At 65.3% G+C, this 15,313-nt stretch carries 16 protein-coding genes; 10 read left to right on the forward strand and 6 right to left on the reverse strand.

The window, feature by feature from the left end:
- The first annotated feature begins 86 nt into the window (after positions 1-86).
- From ACZK2R_RS21825 to ACZK2R_RS21835, 3 genes are read left to right on the forward strand one after another with little or no spacing between them, the layout of a single operon-like run.
- Entirely contained in the window at positions 87-377 is a 291-nt protein-coding gene (locus tag ACZK2R_RS21825; protein ID WP_005411366.1) for a PepSY domain-containing protein, read from the forward strand.
- A complete protein-coding gene (locus ACZK2R_RS21830; protein WP_125894258.1) occupies positions 377-1,036 on the forward strand; it encodes a response regulator transcription factor in 660 nt (219 codons plus the stop codon). The genes ACZK2R_RS21825 and ACZK2R_RS21830 overlap by 1 nt, the downstream gene beginning before the upstream one ends.
- Positions 1,033-2,352, forward strand: coding sequence for a sensor histidine kinase (locus tag ACZK2R_RS21835; RefSeq protein ID WP_125894260.1), 1,320 nt, complete (start codon positions 1,033-1,035; stop codon positions 2,350-2,352). The genes ACZK2R_RS21830 and ACZK2R_RS21835 overlap by 4 nt, the downstream gene beginning before the upstream one ends.
- 163 nt (positions 2,353-2,515) lie before the next feature.
- Here the strand turns inward: ACZK2R_RS21835 and ACZK2R_RS21840 are convergent, their stop codons facing one another.
- Together ACZK2R_RS21840 and speA are read right to left on the reverse strand one after the other, a co-directional pair.
- Positions 2,516-2,836 carry a DUF6122 family protein gene (locus ACZK2R_RS21840; protein WP_019661547.1) on the reverse strand — a complete coding sequence of 107 codons (321 nt, stop codon included), beginning with the start codon at positions 2,834-2,836 and terminating at the stop codon, positions 2,516-2,518.
- Positions 2,837-2,879: 43 nt separating this feature from the next.
- Complete coding sequence (gene speA / locus ACZK2R_RS21845; protein WP_012512349.1) at positions 2,880-4,769, reverse strand: arginine decarboxylase; 1,890 nt, start codon at positions 4,767-4,769, stop codon at positions 2,880-2,882.
- A 192-nt stretch (positions 4,770-4,961) separates the two neighbouring features.
- On the opposite strand from speA, the gene speE reads away from it, so the two are divergent.
- Positions 4,962-5,813, forward strand: a complete 852-nt coding sequence (gene speE, locus ACZK2R_RS21850) for a polyamine aminopropyltransferase (protein WP_032127130.1) — start codon at positions 4,962-4,964, stop codon at positions 5,811-5,813.
- Between the two features lie 113 nt (positions 5,814-5,926).
- Here speE and ACZK2R_RS21855 read toward each other — a convergent pair whose 3' ends face one another.
- Positions 5,927-6,832: an aspartyl/asparaginyl beta-hydroxylase domain-containing protein gene (locus ACZK2R_RS21855; RefSeq protein ID WP_024957655.1), complete on the reverse strand. Its 906-nt coding sequence runs from the start codon at positions 6,830-6,832 to the stop codon at positions 5,927-5,929.
- 436 nt (positions 6,833-7,268) lie between these two features.
- Here ACZK2R_RS21855 and ACZK2R_RS21860 point away from each other — a divergent pair, with 436 nt between their 5' ends.
- Positions 7,269-7,928 carry an RIO1 family regulatory kinase/ATPase domain-containing protein gene (locus ACZK2R_RS21860; protein ID WP_125894262.1) on the forward strand — a complete coding sequence of 220 codons (660 nt, stop codon included), beginning with the start codon at positions 7,269-7,271 and terminating at the stop codon, positions 7,926-7,928.
- Positions 7,929-8,085: 157 nt separating this feature from the next.
- Here ACZK2R_RS21860 and ACZK2R_RS21865 read toward each other — a convergent pair whose 3' ends face one another.
- On the reverse strand, positions 8,086-8,424 hold the full coding sequence (locus tag ACZK2R_RS21865) for a P-II family nitrogen regulator (RefSeq protein WP_005411374.1): 339 nt from the start codon (positions 8,422-8,424) through the stop codon (positions 8,086-8,088).
- Positions 8,425-8,579: 155 nt separating this feature from the next.
- On the opposite strand from ACZK2R_RS21865, the gene ubiK reads away from it, so the two are divergent.
- Together ubiK and arr are read left to right on the forward strand one after the other, a co-directional pair.
- Positions 8,580-8,831 carry a ubiquinone biosynthesis accessory factor UbiK gene (ubiK, locus tag ACZK2R_RS21870; protein ID WP_049421110.1) on the forward strand — a complete coding sequence of 84 codons (252 nt, stop codon included), beginning with the start codon at positions 8,580-8,582 and terminating at the stop codon, positions 8,829-8,831.
- A gap of 126 nt (positions 8,832-8,957) precedes the next feature.
- Entirely contained in the window at positions 8,958-9,392 is a 435-nt protein-coding gene (gene arr, locus ACZK2R_RS21875; RefSeq protein WP_180837713.1) for an NAD(+)--rifampin ADP-ribosyltransferase, read from the forward strand.
- A 261-nt stretch (positions 9,393-9,653) separates the two neighbouring features.
- Here arr and ACZK2R_RS21880 read toward each other — a convergent pair whose 3' ends face one another.
- Together ACZK2R_RS21880 and ACZK2R_RS21885 are read right to left on the reverse strand one after the other, a co-directional pair.
- The gene (locus ACZK2R_RS21880) at positions 9,654-10,031 is read right to left on the reverse strand and encodes a hypothetical protein (protein WP_180837712.1); all 378 of its coding nucleotides are present in this window, start codon (positions 10,029-10,031) and stop codon (positions 9,654-9,656) included.
- Between the two features lie 75 nt (positions 10,032-10,106).
- Positions 10,107-10,709, reverse strand: a complete 603-nt coding sequence (locus ACZK2R_RS21885) for a DUF998 domain-containing protein (protein WP_180837711.1) — start codon at positions 10,707-10,709, stop codon at positions 10,107-10,109.
- A gap of 666 nt (positions 10,710-11,375) precedes the next feature.
- Between ACZK2R_RS21885 and ACZK2R_RS21890 the strand changes: the two genes are divergently transcribed.
- The 3 genes from ACZK2R_RS21890 (at position 11,376) to ACZK2R_RS21900 (ending at position 15,312) form a co-directional block, all read left to right on the forward strand.
- Entirely contained in the window at positions 11,376-11,732 is a 357-nt protein-coding gene (locus tag ACZK2R_RS21890) for a hypothetical protein (RefSeq protein ID WP_121504212.1), read from the forward strand.
- A gap of 200 nt (positions 11,733-11,932) precedes the next feature.
- On the forward strand, positions 11,933-12,595 hold the full coding sequence (locus tag ACZK2R_RS21895) for an imm11 family protein (protein WP_012512360.1): 663 nt from the start codon (positions 11,933-11,935) through the stop codon (positions 12,593-12,595).
- A 41-nt stretch (positions 12,596-12,636) separates the two neighbouring features.
- Positions 12,637-15,312, forward strand: coding sequence for an XVIPCD domain-containing protein (locus ACZK2R_RS21900; RefSeq protein WP_180837710.1), 2,676 nt, complete (start codon positions 12,637-12,639; stop codon positions 15,310-15,312).
- Position 15,313: the final 1 nt, after the last annotated feature.

The raw sequence follows: 15,313 nt of genomic DNA on the forward strand, positions 1-15,313 counted from the left end.
AACAGCTCCTTAGCCGGCACTGTTAGCCAGCTGTTAGTCACCCCCTCCACACTCGCGCCTGTTCCTACAGCCCTCCCTGCGCCCCGATGCTCTCCACCCTGCCCCTGCTGCTGGCCCTGGCCAGCGCCCCGACCGCCGCCGCACCGGCACAGGACCCGGCGCAGCAGGTCGCGCGCCGCGCCGTGCAGCAGGGCCGCTACGTGCCGCTGGAAAGCGTGGTGCGCGATGCGCTCAAGCGCTTTCCGGGCCAGCTGCTGGAAGTGGAGCTGGACGATGGCGTCTACGAAGTGGAGATCCTGCGCGGCGACGGCGTGGTAGTGGAGCTGGACTATGATGCGCGCAGCGGAAAGCTGCTGAAGACGGAGCTCGACGACTGATGCGCATCCTGTTGGCCGAAGACGATGCCGCGCTGGCACAGCGCCTGGTGCCCCTGCTGGAGCAGGCCGGCTACGTGGTGCACGTGGTCGCCGACGGCCGCCAGGCCGAGGAGATCGGCCAGATCGAAGATCTGCAGGCCGCCATCGTCGACCTGGGCCTGCCCGGGCTGGACGGACTGAGCGTGATCGAGCGCTGGCGCGGCAACGGCCGCAGCTTTCCGGTGCTGGTGCTGACCGCACGCGGGCGCTGGCACGACAAGCTGGCTGGGTTCGATGCCGGTGCCGATGACTATCTCACCAAGCCATTCCAGGCCGACGAACTGGTGCTGCGCCTGCGCGCACTGATCCGTCGCAGCCACGGCCACGCCAGCCCGCGCCTGCACTGCGGCCCGCTGCAGCTGGACGTCAACGCCGGCCGCTTTGAACTGGATGGGCAGGCGCTGTCGCTGAGCCCGCAGGAGTTCCGCCTGCTCAGTTACTTCATCCACCACAGCGGCCAGGTGATCGGCCGCGACCGCCTGGGCGAACAGGTGTTCGACTGCGGCCATGACCCGGACTCCAACGCACTGGACGTGCTGCTCGGGCGGGTGCGCCGCAAGCTCGGCATCGACCTGATCCAGACCGTGCGCGGCCAGGGCTGGCGGCTGGCCGCGCCATGAACCGGCAACCCTCGCTGCGACGGCGCCTGCTGCTGGCTGGCGGTGTCGGCCTGCTGCTGGTCTCGCTGCTGGCCAGTGCACTGCTGGGCGAGCTGTTCAAGCGCAGCGCGCGCGATCGCTTCGACCATGAACTGCAGCAGGACATGCTGACCCTGCTGGCGCAGGCCGAAGTGGATGCGGACGGACAGCTGCGCCTGCGCCAGGAACCGAATGACGCACGCTTCCAGCGCGTGTTCTCAGGTGCTTACTGGCAGATCGCCGGTGCCGATGGCCGTGTGCTGCTGCAGTCGCGCTCGCTGTGGGATGAAACCCTGCCCGTCACAGCCAGCGGGCCGGCCACGCGCAATCTGAGTGGGCCGCTGCAGCAATCCCTGCGCGCACGCGTGCAGCAGGTGCGCCTGCCACGCGCCAACGAACCGTTCGTGGCCGTGGTTGCCACCGATCGCAGCGCGCTGGATGCAGACGTTGCCGCGTTCCGCCAGCGTACTGCCATCGCGCTGGGTGTGTTGGTCGCGGCGTGGCTGGCGGTGCTGGCCAGCCAGGTGCACTTCGGATTGCGTCCATTGCATCGCCTCGGTGCACAGCTGGAACGGGTGCGGCGCGGCGACGCGCAGCGCATCGATACACAGGGGCTGGGTGCGGAGGTCGCACCGCTGGGCGAGGAGCTCAACGCGCTGCTGGAGCATCAGCAACGCATGGTCGCGCGCGCGCGCACCAGTGCACAGGATCTGGCGCATGCGCTGAAAACCCCGCTGAGCGTGCTGGCCACTGAGGCCGACGGCGACGGCGCGGACTGGCGCGCCACCGTACGCGAGCAGAGTGCGCGTATGCAGGCCAGCGTCGACCGTTACCTGGCCGCAGGGTTGGCCGCCGACCATCGCCAGCGCACCGACGTGGCGGCAGTCGCACAGGCGATGTGCCGGCTGATGGCACGCGTGCATGGCGAACGTGGCATCACGTTCACGGCGGCTGGTATCGATCCGGCACTGCAGTTCGCCGGTGCCAGTGCGGACCTGGAGGAGATGCTGGGCAATCTGCTGGACAACGCCGGCAAGTGGGCGAAGCAACAGGTGGACGTCACTGCAGACACCATCGAAGGGCAGTTGCGCATTGAGGTACGCGACGACGGCCCCGGGCTGGCCGCAGACGCGCTGGAACAGGTCACCCAGCGTGGCGTGCGCCTGGATGAGCGCGAGGGCAGCAGTGGGCTGGGCCTGGCGATTGTGGGTGATATCGCTGCCAGTTATGGCGGGCGGTTGGCACTGGAGAATGCGCAGCCGGGATTGCGGGCCACGTTGTGGTTGCCGGTGGCGTGAGGCGGCCAACCTGACGGCGGGTAGTGCCGGCCGCTGGCCGGCAACCACGTGATCACCGGGAACGCCCTGCGGAAGCCGGCCAGCGGCCGGCTCTACCAAGCGCCAATCCGACCGATCGCCGTGCACCGGGCAGGCGCCGACCAAGGTCGGCATCCACCCAGCATCAACGGTGATGCATCCACCAGCAATCAATCGCGTCCAGCACGATGTGGATGATCAAACCGATACCGAACAACCGCGTTCTCTTCGGCACGCACAGGCCTGCATACACGGCAATCGCGGGTGCGGTGTGCAAAGGATGGAAACCGATGCTGCAGCGGTTCGGTGCATAGATCGGATCGGCCAGCAGGTGGTCCAGATCGATGATCCAGCCCAGCAGCATCAGCAGCCACGCCGAGGCGAAGCGCTTGCGCCAGAACAGCCATGCCAGCAGGGCTGGCACGGCGGCATGCAGGAACAGGTGGAAGATCGCGCGCGCGCTCATCGGGGCCGGTAGCGCCGGGCCATGCCCGGCGTTCCCGTTGACCTCAGACCAGCGGTTCGTCGGACAGGTAGGTGTAACCGGTCAGGCCGGCTTCCAGCGCCTCCGACAGCTCCTGCGCACGTTCCGGCGACAGCTGCGCCTCGGCCACGCGCTGCGCATAGGTCGCACGCAGCTCGTCCAGGCGGTAACCCACGTAATCCAGCATCACGTCGGTAGTATCACCACGGCGCTGCTGGGTGATGGCGTAGCCATCGGCATCGGCCAGCACTTCCACCGCGTCGGTATCGCCGAACAGGTTGTGGATGTCGCCCAGGATTTCCTGGTAGGCGCCGACCATGAAGAAGCCGATGCGGTAGCTCTCGCCCGGCTTCATCTTGTGCAGCGGCAGCGAGCTGTCCAGGCTCTCGTTCTCGACATAGGTTTCCACCATGCCGTCCGAGTCGCAGGTCATGTCGGCGATGATGCCGCGACGGTCCGGGGTTTCGTCCAGGCGCTCGATCGGCACGATCGGGAACACCTGGTCGATCGCCCACACGTCCGGGATCGATTCGAACACGCTGAAGTTGACGAAGTACTTGTCGACCAGGCGCTCGTTCAGTTCATCCAGCACCGGGCGATGGCTCTTCTCGTCGTAGCTCAGGCGCGCACGCACGCCATGGGCGATGGCGTAGAACAGATCGTCGATGCGCGCACGCTGCGGCAGGTCGATCTGGCCCAGCGCATAGCTGGCCAGGCCTTCGGCGTGGAAGTGCTGTGCTTCCTGGAACAGTTCCACCGCCGGGCGCACGTCCAGCTCGTCGTGGATCTCGCGCAGGTGGCGGATCGCGGCCGGCTCGTCGTCGTGCTGGTCCGGCACGCGGCCTTCCTGCGCCTCTTCCACTTCCGAGACATTGGCGATCAGCACCGCGTGGTGCGCGGTCATCGCGCGGCCGCACTCGGTGACGATGCGCGGCGGAGTCAGGCCGAACTCTTCGCAGGCATTGGCCAGCGGCTGCACGATGTTGCTGGCATAGGAATGCAGGCCGTAGTTGATCGAGCAGAAGCTGCGCGAACGGGTGCCTTCATAGTCCACGCCCAGGCCACCGCCCACATCGACGTGAGTGATCTTCGCGCCCAGGCGCGACAGCTCCACGAAGTAGCGGGTGGCTTCGCGCATGCCGTTGGCGATGTCGCGCACGTTGGAGATCTGCGAGCCCATGTGGAAGTGCAGCAGGTTCAGGCAGTCGGCGTACTCGGTGTCACGCAGCGACTTCCACAGGTCCAGCAGCTGGCGCGGCGACAGGCCGAACTTGGCCTTGTCGCCACCGCTGTTCTGCCACTTGCCGGCGCCCAGCGAGGCCAGGCGCATGCGCACGCCCAGGCCCGGCTTCACGTCCAGCGCCTTGGACTCTTCCAGCACCAGCTTCAGTTCGGAAGGCTTTTCGATGACGATGAAGGTCTGCAGGCCCAGCTTGCGGCCGATCAGGGCCAGGCGGATGTACTCGCGGTCCTTGTAACCGTTGCAGACGATCAGGCCACCCGGGCGCGACAGCGCCAGCACGGCCATCAGCTCGGGCTTGCTGCCCGCTTCCAGGCCGAAGCCTTCGCCGTGGTGGCTGGCCAGGGTGCCGGCCACGCCGCGGGTCTGGTTGACCTTGATCGGGTACACGGCGGTGTAGCCGCCGCTGTATTCCCAGTCCTGCTGGGCCTGGCCGAAGGCCGCCTGCAGCTTGCCCAGGCGCTGGCCGAGGATGTCCGGGAAGCGGACCAGCAGCGGCAGCTTGGCGCCGGCCGCACGGGCCGCATCGACCACCTTGGGCAGCGACACCACCGGGCCGTCCGCCCCGGTCGGTCTCACCACCATGTGCCCGGCCTGATCCACGTCGAAGTAACCGTCCGCCCAATGCGGGATCGAGTAGGTCTTGCGGGCTTGGTCGAGGGACCAATCGGTCATTTCAGTCGGCCTTGTTGGCAATAAAAGGGGGGGGCATGATAACGCCTATATGCCCACAGGTTCGTTATCATGCGCGCCCGCGCCCGTGACAGGTTCCAACCTGAACGGGCCGATCCGTCCGGATGTGGCATCTGTGCCACGCGGCCCTGCCCGCCAGCCCGGCTTCACCTCTCCGAACAGGACTGTTTTCAAATGACTGACAGCAACAACTGGTACATCGAGCACTTCGAGCGCACCGGCTCGGCCATCGGCTACCGCATCACCGGCAAGCTGGACGAGGTGCAGTCGCCGTTCCAGAAGATCGAGATCTTCCAGACCACCGACTGGGGCAACCTGATGACCATCGACGGGGCCATCATGCTGACCAGCAAGGACAACTTCTTCTACCACGAGATGATCAGCCACCCGGTGCTGTTCACCCACGCCGCGCCCAAGCGCGTGGTGATCATCGGTGGCGGCGACTGCGGCACCCTGCGCGAAGTGCTCAAGCACACCGGCGTGGAGAGCGTGACCCAGTGCGATATCGACGAGCAGGTCACCGTGATGGCGCGCAAGCACTTCCCGGAACTGTGCGATTCCAACGACGACGCCCGCGCCGAGCTGCTGTTCGACGACGGCGTGGCCTACATGGCCAACTGCCCGGCCGGCAGCGTGGACGTGGTGATCGTCGATTCGACCGACCCGGTCGGCCCGGGCGAAGGCCTGTTCAACAAGGCCTTCTACGAGAGCTGCTTCAAGGCCCTGAAGGACGACGGCATCCTGGTGCAGCAGTCCGAGTCGCCGCTGATGCAGCTGGACCTGATCAACGAAATGCGCACCGAGATGGGCAAGGCCGGCTTCGGCTCGTTCAAGACCCTGCCGTTCCCGCAGCCGTGCTACCCCACCGGCTGGTGGAGCGTGACCATGGCGCGCAAGGGCGACAGCAGCTTCGACTTCCGCCAGGCCGACTCAGCCGCCAAGACCTTCAACACCCTGTACTACACCGCCGCGCTGCACACCGGCGTGCTGGTGACCCCGCCCTTCGTGCAGGCGGCGCTGAAGTAAGGCGTGCCGACCAACGGTCGGCACCCACCCAAAAGAAAACCCGCGCTGGCAACAGCGCGGGTTTTTTCATGGTCCGGTAGTGCCGGCCGCTGGCCGGCAACCGCATGTAACGATCAGAGCGCCCAGATACCGGCGATCACCGCCACCACCAGGCCCCACTTGATCAGCTGGTAGGCCACCACGCTGCGCTCGCGCAGCGCCTTGGCCTTCAGGCGCACCTTGTAAACGCTGCCGAACGCCTTGTTGACGCCACCAGTCGGGTCACCCGGCAGGTTCGGCGAGGCACCACCGGCCAGCAGCGTGGCCGCCACCGCGCGGTTGAACAGGCCCGGCAGGCCGAAGCGCAGCGGACGGGCGATGTCGCAGAACAGGATCACGCGGTCATCCGGCGTCTCGTTGTGCGCGTGGTGGATGTAGGTCTCGTCGAACATCATCCACTCGCCGTCGCGCCAGCTCTTCTTGATGCCGTCCACTTCGATGTAGCAGCCGTCGTTGTTGGGCGTGGCCAGGCCCAGGTGCAGGCGCAGCGAACCGGCGAAGGGGTCGCGGTGCGGGCGCAGTTCGCTGCCCGACGGCAGCTGCGCGAACATCGCCGCGCGCACGTCCGGCAGCGACTCGAGCAACGCCGTGGTCTTGGGGCACATCGCCTTCGCCGACGGGTGCGACGGGCCGTACCACTTCAGGTAGAAGCGCTTCCAGCCACGGCGGAAGAACGAGTTGAAGCCGGCGTCGTTGAACGTGCTGGACGCAGCGATCTTCTGTGCATCGCGCAGCGCCAGCGCCTCGTCGCGGATCATCTGCCAGTTCTGGCGCAGCGGCTCCAGCTGCGGAAACTCCTTGGCCGGGTCCAGGAACGGCGTGGTCGGCACCTTCGAGAACATGTACATGACCACGTTGATCGGGGCCATGAAACTGGAGTGGTCCAGCAGCTGGCGCGACCAGCGCGCGCGGACCTTGCCACGGAAGTGGATGTACAGCACGCAGGCGACGAACAGCGCTGCAATGACGATTTTGATGATCAAAACACTTTCCTCCAGCCGCAGCCGGAACGGGAATCAGGGCGATGCACGGCCGGACGGCCAGCACCGGTGGGGACCGCGGCAGGGGACGGGGACGTGCCAGGAAGGGGCGGCCGCCGATGTCGCGAATTAACAGCTTATGGTCGGCAGGCCGTGCGTCGGGGTCAAGCTGGACGTGCGTGACGTTCAGCGGGCCGCGGATGAACGAAATAGAGCGAAACGCAACCTATTGATTTTGAAAGAATCATCGGCCAAGTGAGACATAATTGTCCGATTGGGCGCGACGAACTGTTCCAGCCACGACCCCGACATTTCTCCGACAAATCGTGGAATAGCGAACTGGCGAGTACTAAAATTAACGAAAACTTAGTAACTCCCTGTAACACCGGTTCGCTTGACGCTTTGCGCCACCCACCGGGTCGTCCGAGACCCCGACATGTATCTTCCCGCTCTGCCCCCCTCCTCCTGCGGCGATGACGCCGCCACCCCGCTGCTGCTCAAGCGCGGCGAACGCTTCCTGGCCCCCGACGTCTACCGCACCTGCCTGGACGGGCGCGAGGCGGTCATCAAGGATTACTCCCGCTACCGCGGCACCCCCGTTTCGCTGATTGCACGGCTGATGGTGCGCCGTGAAGCACGCATGCTGCAGCGCCTCGGCGGCTGGAAGCATGCCCCCGCACTGCTCGGCACGCTGGGTGGCTTGGCACTGGGCATGGAGTTCATTCCCGGCCAGACCCTGAGCACCGCACAGGCCGTCGGCAACGACGTGTTCGAGCAGTTGCAGCACGCGCTCAGCCGCCTGCACGCCGCCGGCATCACGCACAACGACCTGCATGGCACCAACGTGGTGGTCAGCAGCGGCGTACCGGTGCTGCTGGACTTCACCTCGGCCTGGCGGGCCCCGCGTTGGCTGCGCCGCGGCCCGCTGAGCCGGCAGATGCGCCGCAGCGACATGAAGAACCTGCTGAAGATCCGCCAGCGCGTAACCGGCCAGGCGCCGAGTGCCGCGCAGGCTGCACTGGTGGCCGACCCGGGTTGGGTCGCCGCCGTGCGGCAGGGCTGGAAGCGGTTCTACAAGTGGGCCAAGCGCCGGTAAATGCTTTGCTTTGGTAGGGGTCGAGCTTGCTCGACCGCTTTACCGCTCTTTGTAGAGTCGAGCTTGCTCGACTGAAGCGCAGAGCAGTCGAGCAAGCTCGACTCTACAAAGAGCAAGCCGAGCATCGGCTCGGCTCCACAACATCGCGCCGAACGGCTTACAACGCGTCCGCGTCCAGTTCCCCGGTACGAATACGCACCACGCTGCCCAGGTCGTACACGAACACCTTGCCGTCACCAATCTTGCCGGTGCCGGCGGCCTTCACGATGGCCTCAACCACGGCCTCAACCTGGTCATCGGTCACCGCCACTTCCAGCTTCACCTTCGGCAGGAAATCGACCACATACTCCGCGCCGCGGTACAGCTCGGTATGACCCTTCTGGCGACCAAAGCCCTTCACTTCCGTCACCGTGATCCCGGTGACCCCACGCTCGGCCAGCGCTTCGCGCACGTCATCGAGCTTGAACGGCTTGATCACCGCCATGACCATCTTCATCGTCTATCTCCTGTCTTCCGGCGTGGAGGATAGCGCCTGAACGCGGCCCGTGCGAAGCCGCCGCCGCCTGTCCGGGCGATGGGTGCCGGCAGTATCCTTGTGCCCGAATGGCCTGCCCGCGCCGGATGCACGGGCCCACCCCCACGGAGCACCCCATGATCGACCTGAACCACATCGATGACCTCGCCCGTCGCCTCAGCGACCTGGTGCCGCCGGGCCTGCGCGAATCGCGCGAGGAACTGCAGGCCACCTTCAAGAGCGCGCTGCAGGCCGGCCTGGCCAAGCTCGATCTGGTCACCCGAGAGGAGTTCGAAGTGCAGCGCGCCGTGCTGCTGAAGACCCGCCAGAAGCTGGACGCGCTGGAAACCGCCGTGCGCGAGCTGGAAGGGCGCGGCGCCGCAGAATGAAAAAAGGAGGCGCACCGCGCCTCCCGTTTACAGATTATTTCCCGGATGGGGCCTTGCAGCAAGGCCCGCCGGGCGCCCTAGACTCGCCGGCCTGTCGATCCGGCAGGACACGCAGGGGCAGTGCCGATGGCGCAGGACACCGAATGGACACCCGTTTCGCATGACACCTGCGACCAGGTCGCCGGGCCGTTCTACCACGGCACCCGCGCAGACCTCGCGGTGGGCGAGTTGCTGAGCGCGGGCTTCCGCTCCAACTATCGCGACAGCGTGGTGATGAACCACATCTACTTCACCACGATTGCCAAGGGCGCCGGGTTGGCTGCGGAGATGGCCAGGGGCGAGGGGCGGCCGCGCGTGTATGTGGTGGAGCCGACCGGGTCGTTTGAAGACGACCCGAACGTGACCAACAAGAAGTTTCCCGGGAACCCGACGCGGTCGTATCGGAGTGCGCAGCCGTTGCGGGTGGTTGGGGAGATTGTGGAGTGGGAGCTCTATGACCCGGAATTCGTTCGGCAGTTGAAGGCGTTTGTTGCTTCGGGGAGTGGGGAGATCATCAATTGATGGAGGAAGACGCCGACGGGGCACGTCGGCGCCTTCCTATCAACACGCTCGTGTTGCCCTTATCCGCGAGTCATGCCACACGGCATCTCATCCTCCAGTCGTCTCATCGCGGCGACCGCACCGGTATCACCTCAACCCGCAGGCTGTCCCTGGTCAGGGCAACCGATTCCGGATGAATCACCATTCCGCCCGGCTTCCCGTGTCGAACCCGCCGATTCCTTCTGCCGAGGAATCCGAAGATGACAGCACCACCATCAGCGCCTAGCTGGAACGCATCATCGACCCAATGACGAACGCCGCAGTCAGGCCCGCCCAGGACAGTACCGCCACGACAATCAGCAACACCTTCCGATGCATCGCCTGCGCCTCATGCCGATAGGGCGCCTTGCGGTCGTACGGCCTGATCAGCCCGAACAGCTCGCCAGAGACGGTCAGCGCTCCCAGCAGCAACAGGGCAAGCATGCAGAACCCGAACAGCGTTCCAACGCCGCTCACCCGGGCGGCGTCGGTTGCGGCATCGGAATGACCGGCAAGGGCATCGAAGAACGTCCCTACCCAGCCGGCCAACAGCCCGGCCAAGATCCCGACGAACCCCAGATGACTGAAAAGATGCACCCAGAAGCGGGCTGGAAGTTTCATCGCGTGAGGTCCTTCATCCAGTCAGAAGTAGTGGGCCGTCCACCAATTGAACACATCAACCCGCATGTGTGCCCATCAGTGCTCTAGGTGCGTCTTCAGCTCGTTGGAATCCCTTCGCAGCAGGTACAGCGCCACCAGGAATGGCCACAGCGAGTTGATCGACGAGAACAGCCGCTGTGTCAGCCCCCTGAAGCCCTCCGGGTCCGCTCCCACCACGTTCAACCAGAGATAGACGATTCCCGCGATGCTCACCATTGCGGTCACGGCATACGCCCTTCGGTTTGCAGACCATGCGCTCAATTCGATGTGCGACATCGCCGGTGCAATGATGTTTGCGATACCGATGGTGTAGAAGCCGTGCATCGGATGGCCCATGGGCCAGAGCCCGTTGGTCAGCATCGAGATGCCAAAGATCATCCAGCAGATCGCGCCTACGGCAATCCGGCGGCTGGACTCCCGCCATACCCCGATGGAGAACGCCACGAAGCCCACGCCGGAGCCGATGGCGGCAACCCTGCCGCAAACGCTTGCGATCGTTGGCGCCTGCAGCAGCTCGCTGGCGTGCTGTGCAAGCGGGTTGTAGCCCGGCGCGAACAGGGCGGCAACGCTGGTCCAGAACAGGAACCACGGAAGCGGGACCAGACCCGCAGACAGAAGAAGTCGATTGCGGCGTAACACGTGCAGTGATCCTTGTTTTGGCCTGCGCCAGTGGGTGGAATCCGTTCAAACGCCGCAGATCCTTCCTGCTCCGCGCAGGACAGTTCCGGGTGACTACAGCAGTAGTCAGATTCTGCGTGACGTCCTACGGGGTCAATAGGCAGAAAGTCACTCACGCTTGGAGGCGAAGTACGCGGCACCCATCGGCGGTCGTCGCACCGGTTCCTTCGCAATGGCGATCACACGTTGCCGTCGGCCCGATGTTGTCGCATTTGCCGTTCCCTGCGTCTCTTACGGAAGGTTCTGACGACTCGGTTCCAGAAGTGCCGTTCCGCCTAGCACGCCAAGGCTCTCGCCGCTTCCGGTGCTATGCGACAATGCCAAAAGCGTCTCGGGTTTTGGCGGCATTGACCCCTACCCGTTGGCATTCCGAACAACAGCAGGTAATCGTTACTGCGCCACCGTGCATCGGTGGTCGGGACTCGAAAGCCCGTTTTGTTGGGAAGTAGTTTGCGCTTGCCAGCCGGCACCACCGCGCGTGGTGCCGGCTGGCAATCCGTCTGCCGGCTATGGCGGGCGGGGCGTGGGGGTCTTGTACCCGCCGGTTCCCAACATCCGGTTTTCGAGCCACGCTCTGCCCGCCACCTTTATCGGTGGCGGCTTCCGCCTGCTTGCACGGAGCCCGTCATGACCACGCCACACTCCCCGCCCCCGCGCCCCATCCAGGAAGCGCCCTCGGCCGCTCCGGCCCCGGACCCGAACAGCCTCATCGCCATCCTGCACGCCATCGGCGCGGGCGCTGCGGCCGACGGCCAGCCCTGGCCCGAGCGCCATCACCTGCGCAGCCGGCAGATGGCGTTGTCCGATGCCGACTGCGCCCTCACCGGCCAGCGCATCGTGCAGGAGATCCTGCTGGCGGCCGAGCGTACGCGCCAGAACGGTGAGCCCGAGCAGTACGTAGGCGACCGGGTGATGGAGGGGCTGGTGATGGCGGATCTCGCGCTGACTGCCTTCATCCACGAGCGGATGCGACCCAAGGACTGAGCGCGCGTATGGCGCGGCGTTTTCTGTCTGTGTGCGGAGTGACGAATGAATCGCAGCGCCCTCTTCTGCATTGTTCCGAACTTTCCCGGGATTCACGCGAATCGAGCACCTCGGGCAGCGTTTCGGCGCAACTTGTGGCTGCACCGAAGCCCAGCTAGCATCGGTCCAACGGCTTTCCCGTTCTGCCCCCGCATCCATAGATGGACGCCCCCGTGACCGAATCGACCGCCACTGAAGTTTCAACCGAAGCCGCATCTCACAAGGGCGAATTCTTCCTGATCGACGCCGGCCTCCTGGGCAACGGTAAGGTTCCCGGTGTAGAGATCGCCAACGAAGAGAAGCTGATCGATCCGGGGATGAATGTCGTCTCGCGTCCTGACGGAACGCCAGACCAGTATCCGGAGCGTCCCCACCTGGTTCATGTACCTGAGAAGGGCGCAATGCCACGCGATCTGGAAGAGCTCGCTGGCATCTGGATTGTCTCTGAGCCGTTGAAGCAGCTGTTTGAACGGATGGACCCCGAAGCGTTTGCCTTTGTGGCCTGCGACTTCAGCCTTGCCGACGGCAGCCCCGGCCCTCGGTACTACCTGGGCAATGTGCTGCGCAGGCTCGATGCCCTGGATGAAGCCGCTTCTCGCGTGAGAATCAAGCTCGACCACAACTATCAGACCGGCGAGGACGAGAAGCTTTACAGCCTTGTCGGCGGAGCCAGCCTGGTGTTCAAACAGGACGTTGTGGGTGATGCCCATATCTTCCGCCAGGATCGCATGGGCGCACCGCCCATCTGCGACCGCGCGATGTTTGATGCATTGGCTGCGGCCAACTTCTCCGGCGTACGGCTGCGTGATGTAGCCGATCTCTAAGACGAGCTCCTTCAAACGGATTCTTGAACGAGGTGGTGCGCATGGCCGACACGCCGGTTTTTCAGGGACACCATCTGATCGAACAGAATGCGTTCGAGCAAAGCCAACTGCTGAAGTCGCTTGCCAGGAGTGGTCATTTCACGCTCCACGGACCCGACAACATTCTCAACCTGCCCGCGAACCCCGCGCTGGCAACCCGCCTGGGTATTTCGCCACACTCAGGCGGCCCGTTGAGTGCGTACACGGATCAACTGAAGTTCGTTCTCGAGGACCTCACGGAAACCTACGATGGCCGAACCCTGCTGGCGAAGGATTCTCCGCCGGATGTGCGCGCCGCCGCCGTCGAGCGTATGGGTGCCCGCATCCAGAACCTGGAATACACCCTTCGCGCCGGCATCCTCAACGGCGACCTGGTCACCAACACGCCCGAGAACATGACCGCGGCGGAAGCCAACGCCAAGATCCGCACCTTCTTCTCCGATCTGGACGGCTACGAGCGCACCCACGCCGCGCAGATTGCGGAACTGAAGACCCTCAACCCCTCCGAGTTGCGCTGGCGCGCTGTCACCCAGTCCGAAGCCAACGTGAAGGCGGCGCTGGATGCCATCGACGAACCCGGCAACTCGACCCTGAGCGAGCGCTGGGGTGGCCGCGCATCGATGGGCACCGCGATTCAGGAGGCCAACCAGGGCGGTCGCCTGCCGCTGACCGAGCACACCGCTGCCCGCGTACGCACTGCGTTCAACCCGGAAATGCCACTGACCATCGTGCGCCCTGGCCCGGCAAGCACGGCTCCGGAACTGGCTGGCTCTGCAGGGCGAGCGGGCGCTGCAGAAGGTGCCGCCGAAGCTGCCGCCGCGCGCGGACAGATTACCGGCGCCCGCGTACTCGGGGCCGCGGGTGTCGCCGCACTGGCCGTGGACTTCGCCATCACCGGCCACCGCGTGGCCGAGTTGCGCAGCGAGGGCAACGACGCCGGCGCAAAATCTGCGGCCACCCACTTCGTGGGGCGCACCGCGGGCGGCTTTGGCGGCGGCTTCCTGTTGGGCGCAGGGTACGGAGTCGTTACCGGCTCGTGGACCGGGCCAGGTGCGCTGGCTACCGGACTGCTGGGCGGCGTGGCCGGCGGCTTCGCCGGTGAGTACTGGGCCCAGTACCAGGACAAGAAAGCCGTTTACACCCAGGTGGACCGCAGTGGCAACGAATGGAGCCGCGACCCGGAGAATGCAGAGGGCACCTGGAGCCGCAGCGTGCGCACACCGCAGCCCGACGGAAGCTACCGCGAGATCACGATGGTCGCCGGTGGCCGGCTGGTGGACGAGCTGAACTACAAAGCCGCCAACGACTCCTATTCACTGGGCATGGCCAACCTGCCCAGGCCGCAGACCCCCTTCAAGCTCGATGCAGGCGGCGAGAGCACGCCGCCGCGCGAGCCGTTTGAAACCAACCGCCACTACGTGCGCAATCCGAACAACGGCGAATGGAACCTCTCCATCCACTCAATGATTGATGGACGCGTTCCCTTTGACTACAGCGTGCCCGTCGGCCCGGAAAAGTCCGGCCAACTGGAACGGGAATCGCAGCGCATCATTGCCCAGAACGCGGCAAACACGCCCGAGGCGCTCGCCGCCCGTTACCAGGTCGCGTTCAACCAGTACAACTGGCACGAGTTCGCCACCATTGAGCCGGTACCGGAGGTGATCACCAACGCGCTGACCCAGACGCAGCCCCTGCGCGCTTCCAACGGCGAGAAGTACACACAGGACGCCAACGGGCAGTGGCAAACGCCGGGTTGGGTGTATGGCACCAACCCGGCCGAGGGCAGCATCATCGAGGAGCTCAATCGTACGCGCCAGAGCCAGCAGGCCGGCGTGCAGGAGCTGACATCCATGGCCGACATCGCCCGGGCCAATCCCACGCCAACCGAGTACGGCTTGCGCAGCCAAGTGGTGGACGCCTACCGAAGCGCCGGCATTGAGCGAAACGCAGAAGAAATTGATGACGCTGTAGCCGCTGTTGCCCAGGATCACGCACGCACCGTGCCCAGCTTTGGCACCTTCATGCTGCAGGTACAGAAGGATGGCTCGCTGGCCACCTTGGCGGGGAAGGATGACGAGCGCATGCAGATCGTTTCCGTTACCACGCCGGCGGAGATTGCACAGGCACACCTGCAGCGCACGACCGCTCCGCAGGAACAGCCATCCGCAGTCGCTCCTCCGAGCGCACCCTCGCCACATACCACCTCGCCTGCTACACAGCACAAAACTGAAGTAGACCAACACCACAGCACAGCGCCACGCCCGGAGAACGCCGGGCTGCTGGGGCAGTTGCGCTCGTCGGTGGCCATGCTGGATGAAAAGAACAACAAACCGTGGGACCAGAGCAGTGATCGCCTGCTGGCCAGCGCCTACAGGCTTGCGGCAGAGGCCGGGTTCAAACCCGGCGACAAAATAGACATGGCGTTGAATGAGGCCACCGAAACCCGTGCTGCGGGTACCACATTGTTCGTGACGCGCTCGGGGCCGGGCGCGTCATCGGACCCCGCCGCCAACCGGGTGCAGATGCCGACGCAGGACGCGCTGGCGGCGGCACCGGAGCAGCAGTATGCCGCGGCCAACCGAAGCCTCGGCGCTCAGGACCAGGAGCGGTCACAGCAGCTGGCGCAAGTGCAGGAGCAGCAGCAGGAAGAGAGCCGGCAGGGGCCGCGGATGGGCTGAT

This window comes from Stenotrophomonas sp. 96582_Sma, assembly GCF_056480905.1.

Bases quoted from the DNA above. Each gene is read 5' to 3' on its own strand.
- ACZK2R_RS21825 (WP_005411366.1), top strand. From the start codon at position 87: ATGCTCTCCACCCTGCCCCTGCTGCTGGCCCTGGCCAGCGCCCCGACC.
- ACZK2R_RS21830 (WP_125894258.1), top strand. From the start codon at position 377: ATGCGCATCCTGTTGGCCGAAGACGATGCCGCGCTGGCACAGCGCCTG.
- ACZK2R_RS21835 (WP_125894260.1), top strand. From the start codon at position 1,033: ATGAACCGGCAACCCTCGCTGCGACGGCGCCTGCTGCTGGCTGGCGGT.
- ACZK2R_RS21840 (WP_019661547.1), bottom strand. From the start codon at position 2,836: ATGAGCGCGCGCGCGATCTTCCACCTGTTCCTGCATGCCGCCGTGCCA.
- speA (WP_012512349.1), bottom strand. From the start codon at position 4,769: ATGACCGATTGGTCCCTCGACCAAGCCCGCAAGACCTACTCGATCCCG.
- speE (WP_032127130.1), top strand. From the start codon at position 4,962: ATGACTGACAGCAACAACTGGTACATCGAGCACTTCGAGCGCACCGGC.
- ACZK2R_RS21860 (WP_125894262.1), top strand. From the start codon at position 7,269: ATGTATCTTCCCGCTCTGCCCCCCTCCTCCTGCGGCGATGACGCCGCC.
- ACZK2R_RS21865 (WP_005411374.1), bottom strand. From the start codon at position 8,424: ATGAAGATGGTCATGGCGGTGATCAAGCCGTTCAAGCTCGATGACGTG.
- ubiK (WP_049421110.1), top strand. From the start codon at position 8,580: ATGATCGACCTGAACCACATCGATGACCTCGCCCGTCGCCTCAGCGAC.
- arr (WP_180837713.1), top strand. From the start codon at position 8,958: ATGGCGCAGGACACCGAATGGACACCCGTTTCGCATGACACCTGCGAC.
- ACZK2R_RS21880 (WP_180837712.1), bottom strand. From the start codon at position 10,031: ATGAAACTTCCAGCCCGCTTCTGGGTGCATCTTTTCAGTCATCTGGGG.
- ACZK2R_RS21890 (WP_121504212.1), top strand. From the start codon at position 11,376: ATGACCACGCCACACTCCCCGCCCCCGCGCCCCATCCAGGAAGCGCCC.
- ACZK2R_RS21895 (WP_012512360.1), top strand. From the start codon at position 11,933: ATGGACGCCCCCGTGACCGAATCGACCGCCACTGAAGTTTCAACCGAA.
- ACZK2R_RS21900 (WP_180837710.1), top strand. From the start codon at position 12,637: ATGGCCGACACGCCGGTTTTTCAGGGACACCATCTGATCGAACAGAAT.